This is a genomic window from Ruminococcus sp. OM04-4AA, from assembly GCF_003462585.1.
GTDB classification, from domain to species: domain Bacteria; phylum Bacillota; class Clostridia; order Lachnospirales; family Lachnospiraceae; genus Mediterraneibacter; species Mediterraneibacter faecis.
The window spans coordinates 14,211-34,264 of the sequence record NZ_QTZH01000035.1 but is presented as its reverse complement, the minus strand read 5'-3'; the positions used below and the strand labels follow the sequence as shown (position 1 = coordinate 34,264).

Genomic DNA, 20,054 nt, shown 5'->3' with positions numbered 1-20,054 from the left:
AGAGTAGGGTTGGGGAACATAGGGCGAATGCCCTTAACCGAAAGGACGTCAGTTCTTTCGGTTGTTGCAGATGCGTAACATACATTTCAAAACCCTAACAGATTTTGCAAGCTTGCTTGCAACAGGCTGGTAGGGGTGGGGAACATAGGGCGAATGCCCTTAACCGAAAGGACGTCAGTTCTTTCGGTTGTTGCTGATGCGTAATCTGCGTTTCCAAATGCTACGAATATTGCATGCTTACTTATTTGTCACAAACAGCATACTCAGTAATGCAATTCCGACTACCTCAACCACTGCTCCGATTCCATTGATCATGCTCATTCTCTTCTTTGGAAATATTTTTCCAAAAAATGCAAAGAGCACTGCTCCCACCCCACTACCAAGTGTATTTCCGATTAAATCTGTAATATCACTTACGCCAATAGAGAATATCCACTGTACTGTCTCAAATGTCAGGCTCACAAAAAATGATGCTCCGATCCCCAGCCACCATTTTCTTTTACCAAGAAATGCAGTGAAGTAAACTCCTGCCGGAACAAATATCAGTATATTGTATATAACCTCTTTCATATGTGTTATATACGCAACACTTGTTTCGTAATGAAATGGGATTAGATTTAGTTGTCTTAAATGTGGGATTTCTTCTATAGTAAATGCAAACTTAAACAGCACAAGCCATGTCAGTAAGAAGAGATATGCTCCAAATACAATATATGATATCATTTTACTTCTATTATTTTCCCATCGTTTTTCTATTTTCATTTTTTCTCCAATACCTTCCTTGAACTATCATCTTTTATAAAAGAATAATAGCAGCTTTTCTTAATCAAAGCCTGCTATTATCCTTAAGTATTCTTGAACTTCTTGTAATCCAGAAGAATGTTGCTACAAAGATAATACCTTTTACAATGGATGTTGATGAACTGCACACCAGATTCCATTAAGTCCGAGTGCTGTTCTGCAAAGGAGAATTGCCAATGGAATTCTCGCTCCTGTAAATATAATTGAAATCACACTGCACAGATGTGTCTTTCCAAGTCCGGACAATGCCCCAACCGTCATAAGCTCTACGCACATAAATGCTTCACTGAGTCCTACGATTATAAGGTAATCCACTGCGACTTCAATTGCTGTTGCTTCATGGAAAAAAATTCTTGCGATTGGTTTTGGAACAAATACAAATATTGCTGTAATTATCAATCCCCAAATACCAACTGTCCATAAAGATGCTCTGTATCCTTTCTTGACACGATCCATCTTGTTGGCTCCATAGTTCTGTCCAACAAATGCATTCAGCGCCGCAGCGAATCCATCCGCCGTATTCCATGAGAGCGATTCAATCTGACCACCGACTCTCTGTACTGCAACTGCCTCAGCACCAAAGACGGATACCATACGTGCAAGTACCATTGAGATTACACAATAAGCCATTCCCTGAAGTGCTGTCGGAATTCCGATCTTGCAGATTCCACTTACATATTCCATCGGAATTCTTGCAAACAGACGAATTCCTTTTAATACATTATCCTTCTTCTGCACAAAGATTCCGATGATCATTACACTCATTACAATTCCCTGCGCTGTTACAGTCGCAATTGCAGCACCTGCCACACCTAATTCAGGAAGTGGCCCCGGTCCAAGGATCAGTACCGGATCCAGGATCATATTAATTACCAGCCCGATCAGATTCGCAATAAATGGAGTCTTTGAATCTCCCTGTGCAGTATAAATACCTGTCAACGTAAATGTCAGAAATGAAAATACGATCAAACCGCAGGCAATTCTTGTATAAGAAAATGCAGCCGCAATTGCTTCTGCATCATCCAACTGAAAGAAGCCGATCAGTCGATGTAAAAAAAGCAATACAATTGCCGCATATACTAATCCCATCAATGTAGCTAACTGTACTGCGGTCTGCGCATATTTATTCGCCTCGTCTCTGTTTCCTTTTCCAATATGCTGCGCCACTTGAACCTGTCCACCCATTCGAGCCATAGATGCCAACCCCTGTGACAGCCAGGTGTACATTCCTCCGACACCAACTCCGGCAACTGCCTTCGAACCAAGCAGACCGATCCATGCCATATCTGTAAGATTATACAATGTCCCTAAAAATGACGATGCCATAATCGGTATCGCCAGCTTCGTCAAGGTCTTTAAAATAGGACCCTTTGTTAAATTTCCTTCCATATCTTCCCCACATACCATGTTTTTCAATAAAATAGTCTTCTCTAAATTACTACGCATTCTCATGAAGCGTTTGCCTCTATAGACAAGCCTACTATATAATGGTATTTTTTGCAATCCTTTCTTGTGATGGCAAATTCCAAAACACAAAAAACGGAGAAATCCTGGTCGGGGATTTCTCCGTTTTTCCTATATTATAGAGATGATACGATTTACTCGATTGATTCTGTCTCGATTACGAATTTCACGCTTCCTTCCATTCCGCTGTCTTTTCCACTGAATGTTGTATAAGTACAATCATCCGATGTAAGTGCATCGAAACGGTCAAGTACATCACCGAGTTCGTCTTCTACTGTGCTCTTTAATTTGCTTGTTCCTTCACGGTCGAACTTCTCCATACCGTCTGCGAGTTCTCTTGCTCCTGACTGAAGAGTTGCTGCACCTTCACGAAGGGCTGCGCTGTTCAGTGAAAGTTTTGCCGCTCCGGATGACATCTGGCTTCCCAGTGTATTCAGTCCGCTTGCCAGCTGGTTTGTTCCGCTCTGAAGTATCTGAACTCCTGCTACCAGTGTTGAACTGTTAGCTTTCAGTTTGTTGGCTCCTGCTAAAAGTGCGTCATTATTTGCACTCAACTGTGAGAATCCACCGTTCAGTTCAAGAATACCCGTAACTGCTGCCGGGAACTGTGCCTGTACAGATTTGTTTAACTCACCAAGGTTAGATGAAAATGTTCCGATTGCTATATTTAATCCCTGCATTCCTGCATCCAGCTGATCTACAGATTCTGATAACTGTCCGATTGCTTCCGCCGGAAGTTTATCCTTCATACTTGTGATTGTCTGAAGTTTCTCCTGCATTGCCGGAAGCTGAGCTGTCAGTGTCTGTGCTGTCTGCTGAAATGTTTTCATTGACACACCGATTGCTCCCATCTCCTGCTGGATCGCTGTTGTATCAATTGTTGGAATTGTCACACTAACTTCGCTCGCCTTCTCGAGTCCGCTCAATCCGTCTGCCGCACTCTTTGCTGCATTTAATTTATCAATTGCTGCCTGAAGGTCCGCTTTTGCAGTCTCGTCTGTTGTCTGATCTTTCTTCGCCTGTAATTCACTGACTGCAGAATCAATTGTTGCTTTGCTGTTTGCTGCTGCATTTTTTGCTGTATCAACCTTATCATTATAATCTCTGATCTTTGCATTCAGATCATCTACTGCACTCTGACAAGTTGTGTCCAAAGTAGCAAGCTGCTGGTTAATCATTCCAAGCTGCTGACTCAGACTTGTGAGGTTAGCCGCAATATTCTGAACCGGTGTTGCAATTCCATCATTCAGCGCTGTTCCAAGCTGCTCTGTCTGATTGATCATTTCAGTTCCTGTCGCCAACATATTTCCTACCTGACCCAAAAGTGCCTGAACCTCTTTGCTTCCAAGTGCTGCTTTCAGCTGTGCTGTTCCCGCTGCCAGCTGGCCGGCTGCTACCTGAATATCTTCTGTCGCTGCTCCTTCTCCGTCAATCGCTGCATTCAGCTGACTGATCGCTCCCTGTACTGTTTTCAGTCCGCTGCTGAGCTGGCTCAGTTTCGCGGCACCTGCTGCCAGCTGCTGTTCACCGCCAATATAAGCTGTAACTCCGTCAGCCAGTGCATTTGTTCCGTCTGTATAATCCTGCACGCCTTTGACAACTTTATTGACACCATTCACATACTCTGTCACGCTTCCGTTCAGTTCTCCATTGCTTCCAAGGTACTTCTGAATTGCATCATTCAAAGTATCCGCACCTTCTGTATAGCTGTTGACACCGTCTGCAAGTGTTCCGGCTCCGTCTGCAAGTGTGTCAGATCCACTTACTAACTGAAGTGCTGCATCTTCCAGTTCATCTAAGGAACTCTTCAGTGAATCAACATCTACGATATTATCAAAATCAATGTCATCAAGAAGATCGGTAAGTGCCACTGTAAATGTAGAAGACATTGTGAAATCTGTCACATCAGCTTCCACGCAGAGACTTTCCGGGATTGTCAGATCTTCTGTTTTGCTTTCGTCCAGATTCAAACTTTCTTTCATGCCAGGCATTCCGAATCCGACTACGATATTCTTGCTTCCATCAGAAATAACTTTTCCGTTATCAATCGTAACATTGCTAAATGTTTCATTCGGAAGGATCATTCCCGTCATCATGACAAATGGTGTGTAAACTTCTTCTTGTTTTCCATCTACGCTGACTGTTTTCTTCTCTTTATTTGTATAATCCACCTGAATCTTCAGATGCCCGCTTTTTCCTTTCAAATCTGCCGGTTTGATTTCTTTTCCGTCCAGATAGTAAGTAAGCTTTACAGAAACCGGAAGATCCTGATCTGTTGTTCCCTGATAATAAATATCTTCACCATCTGTATTCCATGTCAATGTATCTCCGGATTCTTTGAATGTTTCATCACCTTTTACATTCTTAATATCTTTCAGAGTACTTGCATCTGTCAGACTTCCTGATACACTGCCTGAATTCTTCAGCCAGTTAGATACTGTTACTTCATCACTTGTTCCTGTTGCGTCTGCATTTACATAAACTGTCTCTTCCTTATAAACTGCATCTGCGTCAGAACTTGTTCCTGCAGCAAAGACCGGCACAGCGCCCATCATTACTGACATTCCAACGGCAAGAGAAGTTGTGAGTCCACGTTTGATTTTTCTGTTTTTGTTCATGATTCTTACATCCTTTCTACTTTTTTCCACCGAGGAATCCGATGGACGTCTTACATATTACTTTGTCAAATATCATAAACATCGCCGGCAATATCAGGATTACAACAACCATACTGATAATCGCGCCTCGCGCAAGCAAAGTGCAAATAGAACCGATCATTTCAACCTGTGAGTAGCAGGCTACTCCAAATGTTGCCGCGAAGAAACTTAATCCGCTGCTGATAATTGACGGCATACTGGTTTTATGGGCAATACTGATTGCTTCCATCTTATCTCGTCCACGCTGACGCTCTTTCTGATAGCGGGTCGTCATTAGAATTGCATAATCTACAGTTGCTCCCAACTGAATTGCTCCGATTACTATACTTGCAACAAATGGAAGGCTTGTTCCCTGATAAAACGGGATTGCCATATTAACCATAATTGCAAATTCAATAACTGCCACCAATATGATTGGCAGTGATATTGATTTGAAGATAATCATAATAATGATAAATATCGCTGCAATTGAAAGTGCATTTACATTTACCAGATCCACATTGGTTACATCCTCCAAGTCTTTCATCAAAGGAGCTTCTCCAATTACCATCGCATTTTTATCATAAGATTTTACAATCTTATCGATCGATGCAATCTGTGTATTGACTTCCTCCGTTGCTGATTCATATTCCGAGCATACAAATGCAAGCTCGTAATCATCGCTTTGCAGCATTTCTTTGATATCATTTGGTATCATAGAGTCCGGCACTGCCGGTCCAATCAGCGAATTCATACTGATCGTCCACTTGACACCCTTCACAGAATCAATCTCATCGAACATTTTCGACTTCTGTTTTGCATCCATACTTCTATCTAACATAACCATATGAATATTACTCATATCGAAGTCTTTCTTAAGTTCTGCATTCGCCACATTACTGTCCAGTGTGGATGGGAGTGAATCTGCAATGTCGTAGTAAATCTTTGTGTGATTATTTCCATAAATAGCCGGGAATAAAAGTACCAGGAAAACAACGATCCATACTTTATAGTGCTTTGTAATAAAAGCTGATGGCTTATCCATGTTGCTGAGCAACAGTTTATGTTTTGTCTTCTCAATTGGTTTATCAAATACAAGAACCAGAGAAGGTAAAACTGTTACGCAACAGATCACACCGATCAATACACCTTTTGCCATAACGATACCAAGATCTCGGCCAAGTGCAAATGTCATAACACACAGCGCTACGAATCCGGCTACTGTCGTAACAGAGCTTCCTGCCACAGACTTAAATGTATTGGAAATCGCATGTCCCATGGCACGTTCTTTCTCTCCCGGAAAACGCTTCTTGTTTTCCTCGTAGCTGTTCAAGAGGAAAATGGAATAATCCATTGTCACACCCAGCTGCAATACCGCAGTCAATGCCTTTGTGATATACGAAGTCTCTCCAAAGAAAATGTTGCTTCCAAGATTGTAGAGAATCGCAAGCCCAATACTGATCAGAAATAAAATCGGTACTACGAAAGATCCGCTTGTCAGTTCAAGTACGACCAGACTTAAAAGTGCTGCAATCACCACATAAACCGGAAGTTCTTTAAGTGCCAGATTCTTAATATCTGTAACAACTCCTGTCATACCGCTGATAAAGCACTGATCATTCGCCAGCTTTCTCATCTGTCCGACAGCATCCATAGCTTCATCAGAAGATGTTGTATTATCAAACAATACAAGCATCATCGTGGCATCGCCTTTAAAAAACGCCTCCTTTAAATCCTTTGGGATCATCTCCACCGGAAGACTGATATCAGCTACATCGTCATACCAGAGTACATCTTTTACATGCGGTACTTCACTGAACTGATCTTCAAGCTTCTGAACATCCTTCATGTCCATGTTCTCTACCACAACCATGGAGAACGCGCCCATTCCATACTCATCCACCAAAATATCCTGACCCTTTACTGTCTCCAGATGCTCCGGCAGATAACTGAGCAAATCATAGTTTACACGTGTCTTTGCCATCCCGATGACCGACGGGATAATCAGAAGAAATCCGATGATCAACATCAGAACTCTGTGTTTGGCAATCCATTTGCCAACTTTAACCATTTGTATCATCTCCTATACTGTCTTACTACTCAAGTCTCTTATAGTATAGCGCGAAATGACCATTAGTCAATATTTTTTTGTTAAAAAATGAAAAATAGTCATTTTTATTGACTTTTGGGAATTTTGTGCCATACTAGTAAAAAGACAATAGGAATTTTTCACAGAATGTATTTTTATGAAAACCTCTTATTGGCAAAGTTTGTATTATATATTACAATCACTAAAGACACACAAAGGAGGTCATTGAGATTATGGGAAAAGTAGATGATAATAAAAAGCTGAAAATGAATACACTGCTCCAGACTGCATTTGACCTGTTCACCGGAAAAGGCTTTGCCAAAACAACTGTATCCGACATCGTGAATCAGGCCGGTCTGGCAAAGGGGACATTCTATCTTTATTTCAAAGACAAGTATGATTTAAGAGATAAATTGATCGCATACAAAGCCTGTCAGCTTTTTGATGATGCACACAAGCAGCTTGAAGGAACTGAGATTAATTCTTTAGAAGAAGAGATTCTTTTTTTAACAGATTATATTATTGACCGTTTCCAGAAACAGCAGTCCTTGTTAAAATTTTTGTCAAAGAATCTCTCCTGGGGAGTTTTCCAGGATGCTGTCGGAACGGGTTCTGTAGTGTCCAGGCAATTTTATGACCACTACAGAAATTCACTTATAAAATATAATGTAAACTGTGAGAATCCGGATCTCTTGCTTTTTACACTGATTGAATTGATCAGTTCAACAAGTTACAACTGTATCCTTCATGAGAAACCTGTTTCTATGGAAGAGTACAAACCTTATCTTCATAAATCACTCAAGAAGGTCTATGAAGTGTTTGTAAGCGTTCAGGATTAAGTTTATTTAATTTATTTTTCTTTTAATGTTTGAACATAATTTTGACACATTTTCTGTCTATACTAAGGCTCAGATAGTTGATAAACAACTATCTCCCCCCTCATAAAGTAATGGCATCCCGGTGTGCCGGGATGTCGACTTTACTCTCATTCCTTTAGATAATAAAAAGAAGACCCGATTGCCGATCTGCTGAAGCAGTGAGGTGCTCGGGTCTTACTTTTTGTGTTTTCATATCTGGCACCATCTAAGTTATCACTGCAACGCGAAAGCCCGCTAACCTTTCGGCTAACGGGCTTCGTTGTGTTTATAGTTATCTAAAGGAATGAGAGTAAAGTGTTGACACTTTCCTGTGTCACAACTTTATGAGGGGGGGAAGATAATTGATTTTCTCTTATCAACTATCTTGATATTAGTATATCCAGAAAATGTGTCAAAAGTATGAGTGTTTTCTTAAAGAATACGAAAAAATATAAACAGATTATGAAAAAATATAAACTAATAATTTATTTTTCTACGTTCTTCCATCCACTCGAGAAGATCTTCATATACCTGCTCCCGATCTGTCTCGTTGAGCAGTTCATGACGATCACCGGCATACAGTCTTAGACTGATGTCCTGGATTCCGGCCGCTTTGTATTTCTCATAAACCTTCCTTACGCCTTTTCCGAATCCTCCAACCGGATCTTCGGCACCGGCTGCGAAAAGGATTGGAAGCTGCTTCGGAATCATATAGATACTTTCTTTTTTCTCCATTATAAGCATCCCGGTAAACATGCTATAATACGCATTCACTGTAAAGACAAAGGAGCACAGTGGATCTGAAATATATTTTTCCAGATGTTCTTCATCACTGGTTACCCAGTCCGCGCGTGTCTTTGGATTCTTGAATTTCCTATTATAGGCACCGACTGCCATTCCATCCACCAGTTTACTTTTATAATGCCAGCCACGGAAAATTGCCAGTGTTCTGCAAAGTCTCCTTGCAAACTGAAGTGTTGATTTCTTTTGGTCTGCTACAACTCCGATAAACATTGCTCCTGCCAGTCCATTTCCATACATCTGCACATACTGACGCAGAAGGCAGGAACCCATGCTGTGTCCCAACATAAAGTAAGGCACCTCCGGATATTTCTTCGCCGTCCGCTGACGAAGTGTATGCATATCTCCGATCACGCATGCATTTCCATATTTTTCATTAAAAAATCCATACTCCGACTTGCTCTGCACAGATTTTCCATGTCCTAAATGATCGTTTCCAACGACATAATATCCATGACTACACATGAATTCTGCAAATTCATCGTATCTCTTAATATATTCCACCATTCCATGGCTTAACTGCAGGACAGCTTTCACTTCTCCTTCCGGTTTCCACTCAATCGTGTGGATCTCCGTATTGCCATCCTTTGAAGGGAAATAAAACTCATCTCTCATCGTTCATTCACTACCTGTCATCTAATTTGATATAATCACGATATGGTGCAAGCGGCTTATAAGCCGGACGTATAATCTTATCTACATTCTTCAACTCTTCCAGTCTGTGTGCACTCCATCCAACGATACGTGCTGCCGCAAAAATTGGAGTATATAATGCCGGTGGAAGATCAAGCATGCTATAAACAAGTCCACTGTAGAAATCTACGTTCGCATTAACACCTTTATACATCTTACGTCTCTCGCTAATGATCTCCGGTGCCATCTTCTCTACTTTCTCATACAGTACATATTCTGCCTCGTGGCCCTTTTCATATGCAAGCTGCTTTACAAACTTCTTGAAGATCTCCGCTCTTGGGTCGGATACAGAATAAATCGCATGTCCCATTCCATAGATCAGACCTCTCTTATCAAACGCTCTCTTCTCCAGCAGTGCCTCAAGGTAAGCTCTGATCTGATCATCATCCTGCCAGTCTGTCAGCTGCGTCTTCATATCTTCAAACATCTGTGTTACTTTTACGTTCGCACCACCATGTTTTGGCCCTTTCAAGGACGCCATAGCTGCTGCAATTGTAGAATAAGTATCTGTTCCTGAAGATGTAACAACATGCGTTGTAAATGTTGAGTTGTTACCACCGCCGTGATCCATATGAAGAACAAGAGCCATATCAAGGATCTTCGCCTCAAGTTCTGTATACTGACGATCTTCTCTGAGCATCATCAGAATATTCTCTGCCATAGACAGTTCTTTCTTCGGTGCATAAATATACAGGTCTTCACCCATTTTATAATTGTAAGCAAGATAGCTGTAAACCATAAGCATTGGGAACTGGCTGATCAGGTTCAGACTCTGACGCAGTACATTCGGAATGCTTGTATCATCCGCTTTGTCATCGTAAGAATAAAGCTGAAGAATACTTCTTGTAATACTGTTCATCATATCACGGCTCGGAGCTTCATGATCACGTCACGTACAAAATTCGGTGGAAGCATCCGGCGGTCAGCTATCATATCCTTAAAATTCTCAAGTTCCTTCTGATTCGGAAGCTCTCCGAAAAGAAGCAGATATGCAATCTCCTCAAATCCAAAATGTTTTGCCTCAAGGAAACCGCTTACAAGATCTTTAATATTGTAACCTCTGTAATAAAGATTACCTGCACACGGTACGGATACACCGTCTACAATCTTTGTTGCACACACATCGGATATATTCGTCAATCCGGCAAGTACACCTTTACCGTTCAGATCTCGAAGTCCTCTTTTTACCTCGTATTTGGTATAGAGTTCTTTGTCAATTGCATTGTTCGTTTCACATTTCAGAGCAAGTTCTTCAATCTCCGGAGTGATGTCAAAAAATATGCTGTTAATATCTTTGGCCATGGGCTCTTCCTCCTTCTCTTGTTTCTTCTAATGTCTTTTATCTTTTAATTATACTAGATATCCGTCTAGTAAACAATTAACTGAATATTAAATCTTTATGAATCAAAAAGTGAAGAAGAATAAAGTTGCTGTCCACTACATTTTTGTAAACAGCAACTTTGTAAATTCCTTTAATATTATTTTATCTGCAATCATAAAGAAAATCTGCCAGCTTTGCAAATTCTTCCAGCGTAAGGGCTTCCCCTCGAATAGATGCACCTCTTCCGAGTGCTTCAATCGCTGCCTCGATTTCTTCCTTCGTGTAGTCAAGTTCTGCCGAATTCTTCAGTCCATTTGCCAAAGTCTTTCTTCTCTGGTTAAAGGAGGCACGGATAATACGGAACATAAGCTTTTCATCCTTTACCTTCACCGGTGGTTCTTCATAACGTTCCAGACGTATTACCGCAGATCCAACCTTCGGACGAGGCATAAAGCAGTTCGGCGGTACATTTGCAACAATATATGGTTTCGCATAATATTGCACAGCAAGAGACAGTGCACCATAGTCCTTCGTTCCCGGTCCCACCTGCATACGGTCTGCGACTTCTTTCTGAACCATAACTGTAATACTCTTGATCGGAACATGATTCTCAAAAAGTCCCATGATAATTGGTGTTGTAATGTAATATGGCAGGTTGGCCACAACCTTGATCGGCTTTCCTCCATTTTCCTCTTCTGCAAGCTTTGCAATATCTACTTTCAGAACGTCATTGTTAATAACACGGGCATTGTCATAATCTGAAAGCGTATCTTCCAGAATCGGAATCAGTGCCTTGTCAATCTCAACTGCAACAACTTTTCTCGCTGCACATGCCAGATACTGTGTCATCGTTCCGATTCCCGGTCCGATTTCCAATACAAAATCATCTTTTGTAATCTCTGCTGCCGCAATAATTTTGTCCAGTACATGTGTATCGATCAGAAAGTTCTGACCGAACTTTTTCTGGAATACGAAATTATATTTCTGTAATACTTCTATCGTATTCTGTGGATTTCCAAGTGTTGGTTCTTTCATCTCATCTCTCCATTTCTTATAATTGATATAGATCCCTTGCATTCTTCTCTGTCTGTTCGATCACCTGCTCCGCAGAAATGCCTTTTAGCTCTGCGATCGCTTCTACAACATATGGCAGGTATAAGGACGAATTTCTCTTCCCTCTGAACGGTATCGGTGCCAGATACGGGCAGTCTGTCTCAAGAACAATTGACTCCAGCGGAATCTCTTCTACAATCTCTTTTAATTTCTTTGAATTCTTGAATGTAACAACACCGCCAACTCCGATGTAATATCCCATCTTTACATATTCTCGCGCCATCTCAAGGCTGTAAGAATAACAGTGTATCACACCTTTGAGTCCTTTTCCATGTTCTTTCATAATTTCCATCGTATCAGCTGCCGCCTCACGGCTATGGATCATCACAGGTTTGTTCATCTCTCGCGCAAGATCCAGCTGTCTGATGAACCAATGTTTCTGCAGATCATGCCCTTCTTTATCCCAATAATAATCAAGTCCGATCTCGCCAACAGCAACGATCTTTTCTTTCTTTAATATTTCTTTCATTCGAGCGAAATTCTCTTCATTCAGTGCACCGACTTCGTCCGGATGTACACCTACTGATCCATATATAAATGAATACTTCTCTGCAAGTTCTACTATCTTATCCCAGGACTCTACTGTCGCCGCTGCATCCACAATTGCTCCAACACCGCCTGCTGCCATACTGCTTAGTAGCTCATCTCTGTCTGTGTCAAACTGCTCATCATCGTAATGCGCATGTGTATCAAATATCATTTTATTTACCGCCTGTTTTCAATATTTCTAATCTTGTGCTTTATTTTACCACAAATAATTCTTCCCGTCTTCATATAATATATCCATCGCCAGACGGACACTTTCTTTTCCTGTCATCGGATCTTCGATGCCCACGCTGATACGACATCCGTTTTCTGCTTTTTCTACTAATCCCGGTGTATAAAGGGTTACCTTAACCTTTTTCTCTATTCCTGGAGTTATATTATTCAGTTGTAAATCCAGCTGCTTTTTTTCTATCTGTTCGCTTTGTTCATTTTCGACAGCTATCCATACCGGCCAATCCTGATAAAATGGTGCCACTCCATCATTTCCCCATGTAATTTCAAGACTTGTCCCATGAATCTTAGGTTTCAATACAGCCTTTGAAATGTATAACCGATATCCCAGATTTTGCAACACTTTATTGTATCCGCACTCATAAGCTGCATCGGCTGTCATCGGACCAAGGAATGTAGTATGAGCCTTTTGAATAAGATTTATCGTCTGTGAAAGTTCCGTTTCCAATAGTTTCTTCATTGGAACTGCGCTTGTGAATTCACCACCGGATGGTGCGTAATTCCAGAAATCTAGCATTGACTGAAGTTCCCCTTTTTCATTTGTCTGATCATAATCTCCACCATTCGCAATCTCATAAAGCCATCTTTCTGTAGCATCCGCATCACCTGTCATATCATTATATACCCCCATATGATATTCCTTTGCGATCGAAAAGGGTCTTCTCATAAGATGTTTTGCTTTTGGAAAGGCTTCCAGCCATGGAAGAACATACTGCTCTCTTACAGTTCTTGACGGCAGCCGCCTGATGCCTATATGATAGGCTACATGCCATTCGCCCCAATGTCCAAGGCTTCCAAGTTCTACGTAACTAACCAAATCAGACCTTCCATAATGTTCCCCAAATGCTTTCACTGCTTTTTTATGAGCAGCCAGAAACTGTTCGTTACTGTAATCCGGTGCGAATCCTTTTCCGAAAGCTGTATCGTACCACTTTCCTGCATGCCCTGTTTTCTCATACAGCCACTCGGGAATGTCCATGTGTCTGCTGTTTCCAGGAATATCACACACAAATCGAAGTACCATGTGCTTTCCTTCTGCCTGCCATCTTGCCACCTGATTTTCCGCATCGATCGCATCCCAGGCAAATTGCCCTTCCACCGGCTCAAGTTCCGCCCAGGTAATATCCATATACAGAAGCGTCACATCTTTCCGAACACTTTCATTCCACGCACATGGAGCATATCCCATAAGCGGATTTCCAAATACTTCTTTTGTTTTCGCATATATTTTCTGATTTTTTTTAAAAATTTTCATAGGCAGATTTTTCTGGAAAAGCAATCTCAAATGCATTGTTCAATTCTCTTTTTGTTCTGTCAAAATCAATTTCACAATTGGCATCATTGATACAGATTATCTTTTCTCTTCTTTCAGCAACTGTTCTGTAAAGTTTATCGTTATTCGTTGCAAGTTCATAATAACGGCATGTTTTTTCTACGTTTTTAGGGATAAACTCACCACTCAGCTTCTGATACTCCCGAAGAACATACTGACTGATATCTTCTTTATGCCGGAACGAATGCCCACATACTTTCGTCAAAAGTTCCGGCTCAAGTTCCCATAATTTCTCAAATGTGTCCTTTCGAAGTGGCGACGGACCGTGAACTGTATAAAAACCGGTATAACGCGGAAATGCCATTTCCAGCATATTGTAGACGAAATATTTCAGTGGATATCCGAAATGGAAGTATGCTCCGGGCTGTTGTTTCATATTTTTATATTTATCAAAATATCTGGCAAGAACCATTGCATTGTTCAAATAGATATATGGCATTACCGGATTGTCAACATTAGCCACATCCGGCTGTAATGCCAACATATCAACAGGGCGCCCATTTCTGAAAAAATCTGTTTCATCGGTTCTTTTCAGCAGGAACATATCATCATTAAAATATACGAACTGCTCAGATAAGCCCGGGATTCTATGCATGTTCCATTCTATTGTATGAGAATTAAATGTTGGTAAAAACTCTGGCGGGATATAATCTATATGCCGCACGATGTTTAACTTTGGATGCTTTGTATTCAGCCATTCCGGTATATGTCCCCATGTCACAAAATGGATTTTTCTTACCCATGACGCGCAGTTTTCAATTCCGCGGAACCAGTATCTTAGATTCTCCCAATCCCGGAAACGTTCTTCTCTGTCATCTGTCTCCGACAATTGCTCTTTTCCGTATCTTGTTTTATTCTTTTCGCTTCTCCACTCCGGATCATTTCCATCTACCCAGGTGATCACGATATCTATGCTATTTTCTATCTTCATATCTTTCCGTTCTTATACCTTAACGTGCTACATTTTATTTCGTTTTAATACTAGCATGTGAAAATTTAATTAGCAAGATAAAAACAGCGAGATACAGGTCATTTCCCATATCTCGCCGCTTTTATTTCATTTTATCATATCCAATAATTGATTCATGATTTTCAATAATGATTAATGATTTCTATAGTAATTGATCAGACATCCGTCAAGAATGATCTCACGCTCTGCGTCTGTCAGATCTCCAAGCTTAAGGTTCAGCTCTTTGAGCTCATCACCTACAACATAAGCTTTGATCACATCCGCTTTCTCTTCTACTGCTTTTCTTACATCAGGAACAAAGATGTAATCTCCGTTCTTGAAGGAAAGTGCTTCATGATCTTCTTCTGTCAGGAACGGAAGCATTCCCCAGTTGATCAGGTTTGAACGGTAACGCTTTGTCGCATACTCTGTTGCGATATTTGCCCATCCGCCAAGTACTTTCTGACAGGAAGCTGCCTGCTCACGAGCAGATCCGTCTCCCGGTTTTACTGCGAAGATTGTACTTCCGACACCGAGGTTGTCCTTGCCAACTTCCGGATAGGTCTCGTGGATCTTATCCATTACCGGTTTCAGTTCTGCAAGCGCATCTACCGGACATTCATTTGCTTCAATTGCTTTCTGAGCTTTCTGTACTTCTTTCGCACGACCAACGTATGCAGGGTCTTTTCTGGAAAGAGCGAACTCTGCAAGTCCCAGCGGGTTAGAACGGTAGGAAGATGTCTCTCCGGACGGAATCAGCTCATCTGTTGTTGTAACAGGATCATGGATCTCGGATACGACCTTCACAAGCAGATTCTGCGGAAGTGCTGACATTGCCGGCCAGTCCTTAATGTTTGGTCCAAATTTGATCTCAACGCTCGGATCTGCAACGCCCTTGCTGTCAAATACACGGTTTGCATAAATATTCTTATCAAAGTGATATTTCTGTCCTTTGTATTCTACATCCATTGCTGTTGCCGATGTTAAGAATCCCTTGTTTGCTGCTGTTGCTGCAATAGAACGAGCATCCATCAGTGCTACAGAAGAGATCTGTCCGTTCTGTAGCTTGCTTCCTTCACGGTTCGGGAAGTTTCTTGTTGTATGACGGATAGAGAATGCGTTATTCGCCGGTGTATCTCCTGCTCCGAAACATGGTCCACAGAATGCTGTCTTCACAACAGTTCCTGCTTCCATAAGATCTGCAATTGCACCATTCTTAACAAGTTCCATATAAATCGGTGTACTTGCCGGGTAAACGCTGAATGTAAATTCATCTGCTCCGATGTTCTTTCCTTTGATGATATCTGCAGCCGCACAGATGTTTTCAAATCCACCACCTGCACATCCTGCGATGATTCCCTGCTCTACATAGAACTTACCGTTTCTGATCTTATCCTGCAGAGAGTAATCAACTGCGCCGTCAAGGCTTACAAGTGCTTTCTGCTCTACATCATGAAGGATGTCAGACAGATTTGCATTCAGTTCATCAATTGTATATACGTTACTTGGATGGAACGGCATTGCGATCATAGGCTTAATCTCGCTTAAGTTTACATAAACCATACCATCATAATATGTAACTGCTCCAGGATTCAGCTCTTTGTAATCCTCACTTCTTCCGTGAATGTCATAGAACTCCTGAATCTTCTCATCTGTTTTCCAGATAGAAGACAGACAAGTTGTCTCTGTTGTCATAACGTCGATTCCGATACGAAAATCTGCACTCAGCTTGCTGACTCCAGGTCCAACGAACTCCATAACCTTATTGTTCACATAGCCGTTCTTGAATGTAGCTCCGATGATTGCAAGAGCAACGTCCTGCGGTCCTACACCCTTCATCGGCTCTCCGTCTAAGTAAATTCCGATCACGCCCGGCATCTTAATATCATAAGTCTTGTTCAGAAGCTGTTTCACAAGCTCCGGTCCACCTTCACCCATAGCCATCGTTCCGAGTGCTCCGTAACGTGTATGGCTGTCAGATCCAAGAATCATCTTTCCTCCGCCTGCAAGCATCTCACGGGCAAACTGATGGATAACTGCCTGATGCGGTGGTACATACATTCCGCCGTACTTCTTCGCACAAGTTAGTCCAAACATATGGTCATCTTCGTTGATCGTTCCACCAACTGCACAAAGACTGTTATGACAGTTTGTAAGTACATATGGCATCGGGAACTTCTCAAGTCCTGACGCACGTGCTGTCTGGATAATTCCAACAAATGTAATGTCATGGGATGTCAGCTTATCAAAACGAATCTGCAGACGTTCCATGTTCTCTGATGTATTGTGTGCCTTTAAAATACCATATGCCATTGTGTTCTGAGTGGCTTCTTCTTTCGTCAGCGGAACCTGCACATTCCCTGTGTCTTCTACTATCTCAGTTCCATTGAGAAGATATACGCCATTCTCGTACAATTTAATCATGTAAAGACCTCCTTCAATCTGATCCATATTTTTTAAACATAACTGTTATCATCTTAACATATTTCAGTGTTTCGGTAAATCTAAATTTTCGCAATTCAGCATTGTAACTCAATAAAGTGCGATTCCCACAGATTTTTTAGCTAGAAAGCGGAAAGCTCAGCTCAATAGCAAACTCATTTTTCTCTGTCTTTGCGCTGATTTCTCCATTCATACGTTTCACAAGTTCCTTTGCAATAGATAATCCCAATCCGGTAGATGTTTTGCTCCTTGCCACATCCGCTTTATAAAATCTGTCAAAGACATGTTCTATATCGATCTGCTCCGAATGTATCACCTGATTGCTGATTCGCAATACCGCGCGTTCCTGCTTGCGTTCTAACACAATACTTATCTTCTTTTCTCCATGATCCAGGCCATTTTTAATTACATTCTGAATAACACGGTGGAGTCCTTGTTTATTTCCGGCTATAGATAGCAGTTCTTCTGTAATCTGAATATCCGGCTGGATTCCCCTTCTTACCCAGTCATCATAATAGGAAAACACCGTTTCTTTCAAAATCCGGTTGATACAGCAAGGCGTCAGTTCCAGACTATAGGATTCATTTTTTAACTTTGTAAATGTGAAAAGTTCTTCCAGCATTTCATTCAGACTGTGTATTCTTTCATGAATAATATTCAGATAACGTCTCTGGTCTTCGACATTTTCGCATTCTTCCATAAGCTGAAAATATCCATCCAGAGATGTCAGCGGTGTCCGGATATCATGGGAAAGGTTCGTATAAGTATCCGCAATCAAAGCTTCTTTCTCCTGATAACGCTGCTTCTCTTTTCTTTGTAATTCCAGAAGTTCATTCAATCTGTCTGAAAGCGTTCCGATTCCACCCAAATCAAACTCGCGTTGAATCAACATGTTACTGTCATGTTTCATCAAGAACGCCAATTGGCGGCAGATGTCCTTCACCTGCCGCTGATATTTCCACATAATAATAAATTGTAAAATGATAATTCCTGCTAATATTCCAATTACGATATACATCCGCTAAATATCCCTCTTTTGAAAAACAGCACTGCTTGCAGCTATCATTATAACCGCAAACACAATCGCCACGCCGAATGCTGCCAGACACTCATTTCTACTTGGATTCATAGAAAGCAGTGATAATTTCCCGGTTATCGTATACTTATAAATCTGGAAATTCTGGATTCCCATTTTCCGAACAGCACTGTTTATCAATCCGTATACGATACTCATTATATTCATTGTAAGACAAATCGCGATGACCATGCTGATCACATTATTTTTCAGAATAATTGCAATCGCCATGCAGATCAACACGAGTGCATAATGAAGTGCCAGCTCCGTCAGGAAATAAGACAGAACAGCTTTTGAACTTCCCCATGTCAGTTCTCTGAAGACAATATAATTCGCCACTGCCTGGAGCAAGAATGCGCCTGCCATTGTCAGCACCGTAAAGACCGCCAACGCAATAGCTCTGGAAAAAATCAGTGCTCCTCTTTTTTGAACCTGGCCGCCAATATTTTTAATATAACCGCTTCCGATATCCGCTGTTGAAAACATCACCGCAAAAATCACCAGAAACAACGCATAAAATTTCCCCTGAGAATTTGCAAAGAAAATGTCATACACCGTAACCTTTTCTCCCGGTTCTGTCGGCAGTGTCACCATCATTCCCACATTAATATTCTCCGCAGTCGGTTCCGCAAACTGCTCCTGCCGAACGGTATCTTCTTTACTTAATAAATCATAATCTGTTTTACACATAAACGTTGTAAACAGTACTGACACAGCCAGCACGATCCATACTACATACATACTTTTGGTCCGAAACATCCGGTACAAATCCATTTTTATCATATTAAGCATGACTGGCACCTCCTGTCAGATTCAGGAAATACGTTTCCAGTTCTTCACTTGTTATAGAAATCCCTTTTACCGGAATTCCTGCCTTTGCAAGTTCCATATTCAACGCTGCGCTTTCATTCAGACGTTCAAAAATGTGAATATGTTCTTTGTCTGTCACCTGATAATTCGTGAATCCCATGGCATCCAACACCGGAATTGCAAGCTTTGGATCAGCCAGTGTTAATTCCATCCGTTCACTGCATCTTCGCATTAATTCTTCCCTCGTAAGCTCCTGCAACAAACTTCCATTGTGAATGATTCCGTAATCAGTAGCAATCTTCGATAATTCCTCCAGTATATGACTGGAAATGCAAATCGTCATATTCCTCTCTTTCTGAAGTCTCTGAATTGTGTCCCGGACTTCAGCAATTCCCTGTGGATCTAACCCATTGATCGGTTCATCCAGGACTAACAGATCCGGTTCTCCAACCAAAGCAAGGCCGATACCCAGACGCTGTTTCATTCCAAGTGAAAAGTGTTTTGTCTTTTTCCGTCCCACATGCTCCAGACCTACTGTTTTCAATATCTCTTCAATGTAACCTGCTTTCTTTATCCCAAACAGCTTGCATTTGATATTCAGATTTTCATATGCGGTCATATTTCCATATAATCCCGGTGCTTCAATCAGACATCCCACACGGGAGCGGACTTTCTGTAAATCCTTTCCCTTGTATCCGAAGATCTCAATCTCTCCACTCGTTGGCCTGGAAAGTCCACTGATCATCTTCAGGCAAGTCGTCTTCCCTGCTCCATTTCGTCCGATAAATCCATAGATAGCGCCCTTTTTAATATGCATGCTGACACTGTCCACAGCTTTATGATGTCCATACCGCTTCGTCAATCCCCGTGTTTCCAACAACATCTCACTCAAA

The 20,054-nt window shown here is 41.4% G+C and carries 13 protein-coding genes and 2 pseudogenes; 1 reads left to right on the top strand and 14 read right to left on the bottom strand.

What is annotated here, in order from left to right:
- Window positions 1-237: 237 nt before the first annotated feature.
- The 4 genes from DXB52_RS10640 to DXB52_RS10625 all read right to left on the bottom strand — a co-directional run bounded on the left by DXB52_RS10640 (window position 238) and on the right by DXB52_RS10625 (window position 6,972).
- Entirely contained in the window at window positions 238-723 is a 486-nt protein-coding gene (locus DXB52_RS10640; RefSeq protein WP_181984731.1) for a VanZ family protein, read from the bottom strand.
- A gap of 180 nt (window positions 724-903) precedes the next feature.
- Window positions 904-2,253 (bottom strand): MATE family efflux transporter, encoded by a 1,350-nt coding sequence (locus tag DXB52_RS10635; protein ID WP_472520089.1) that lies wholly within the window; start codon window positions 2,251-2,253, stop codon window positions 904-906.
- Window positions 2,254-2,399: 146 nt separating this feature from the next.
- Window positions 2,400-4,883 carry a GumC domain-containing protein gene (locus DXB52_RS10630; protein WP_117961615.1) on the bottom strand — a complete coding sequence of 828 codons (2,484 nt, stop codon included), beginning with the start codon at window positions 4,881-4,883 and terminating at the stop codon, window positions 2,400-2,402.
- A 16-nt stretch (window positions 4,884-4,899) separates the two neighbouring features.
- Window positions 4,900-6,972: an efflux RND transporter permease subunit gene (locus tag DXB52_RS10625; protein WP_117961617.1), complete on the bottom strand. Its 2,073-nt coding sequence runs from the start codon at window positions 6,970-6,972 to the stop codon at window positions 4,900-4,902.
- A gap of 251 nt (window positions 6,973-7,223) precedes the next feature.
- Between DXB52_RS10625 and DXB52_RS10620 the strand changes: the two genes are divergently transcribed.
- Entirely contained in the window at window positions 7,224-7,829 is a 606-nt protein-coding gene (locus DXB52_RS10620; RefSeq protein WP_117909289.1) for a TetR/AcrR family transcriptional regulator, read from the top strand.
- Between the two features lie 495 nt (window positions 7,830-8,324).
- Here the strand turns inward: DXB52_RS10620 and DXB52_RS10615 are convergent, their stop codons facing one another.
- The 10 genes and pseudogenes from DXB52_RS10615 to DXB52_RS17155 all read right to left on the bottom strand — a co-directional run.
- Window positions 8,325-9,263, bottom strand: a complete 939-nt coding sequence (locus DXB52_RS10615; RefSeq protein ID WP_117961619.1) for an alpha/beta fold hydrolase — start codon at window positions 9,261-9,263, stop codon at window positions 8,325-8,327.
- A gap of 10 nt (window positions 9,264-9,273) precedes the next feature.
- Window positions 9,274-10,643 (bottom strand): annotated as a pseudogene (locus tag DXB52_RS10610) (citrate/2-methylcitrate synthase).
- A gap of 181 nt (window positions 10,644-10,824) precedes the next feature.
- A complete protein-coding gene (gene rsmA, locus DXB52_RS10605; RefSeq protein WP_015528696.1) occupies window positions 10,825-11,739 on the bottom strand; it encodes a 16S rRNA (adenine(1518)-N(6)/adenine(1519)-N(6))-dimethyltransferase RsmA in 915 nt (304 codons plus the stop codon).
- Window positions 11,714-12,475: a TatD family hydrolase gene (locus DXB52_RS10600; RefSeq protein WP_117961621.1), complete on the bottom strand. Its 762-nt coding sequence runs from the start codon at window positions 12,473-12,475 to the stop codon at window positions 11,714-11,716. The genes rsmA and DXB52_RS10600 overlap by 26 nt, the downstream gene beginning before the upstream one ends.
- Before the next feature lie 45 nt (window positions 12,476-12,520).
- Window positions 12,521-13,807, bottom strand: a complete 1,287-nt coding sequence (locus DXB52_RS10595; RefSeq protein WP_181981434.1) for a DUF4832 domain-containing protein — start codon at window positions 13,805-13,807, stop codon at window positions 12,521-12,523.
- Window positions 13,794-14,816: a Stealth CR1 domain-containing protein gene (locus tag DXB52_RS10590; RefSeq protein WP_117961625.1), complete on the bottom strand. Its 1,023-nt coding sequence runs from the start codon at window positions 14,814-14,816 to the stop codon at window positions 13,794-13,796. Before DXB52_RS10590 ends, DXB52_RS10595 begins: the two co-directional genes overlap by 14 nt.
- 171 nt (window positions 14,817-14,987) lie before the next feature.
- Window positions 14,988-17,258, bottom strand: a complete 2,271-nt coding sequence (locus DXB52_RS10585; protein WP_117961627.1) for a hydratase — start codon at window positions 17,256-17,258, stop codon at window positions 14,988-14,990.
- Between the two features lie 136 nt (window positions 17,259-17,394).
- Window positions 17,395-18,294: a sensor histidine kinase gene (locus DXB52_RS10580; RefSeq protein WP_118107273.1), complete on the bottom strand. Its 900-nt coding sequence runs from the start codon at window positions 18,292-18,294 to the stop codon at window positions 17,395-17,397.
- 3 nt (window positions 18,295-18,297) lie between these two features.
- Window positions 18,298-19,143 (bottom strand): ABC transporter permease, encoded by an 846-nt coding sequence (locus DXB52_RS10575; RefSeq protein ID WP_118107271.1) that lies wholly within the window; start codon window positions 19,141-19,143, stop codon window positions 18,298-18,300.
- Window positions 19,144-19,582: 439 nt separating this feature from the next.
- Window positions 19,583-19,978: pseudogene (locus DXB52_RS17155) on the bottom strand (ATP-binding cassette domain-containing protein); the annotation flags it as partial.
- Window positions 19,979-20,054 lie beyond the last annotated feature (76 nt).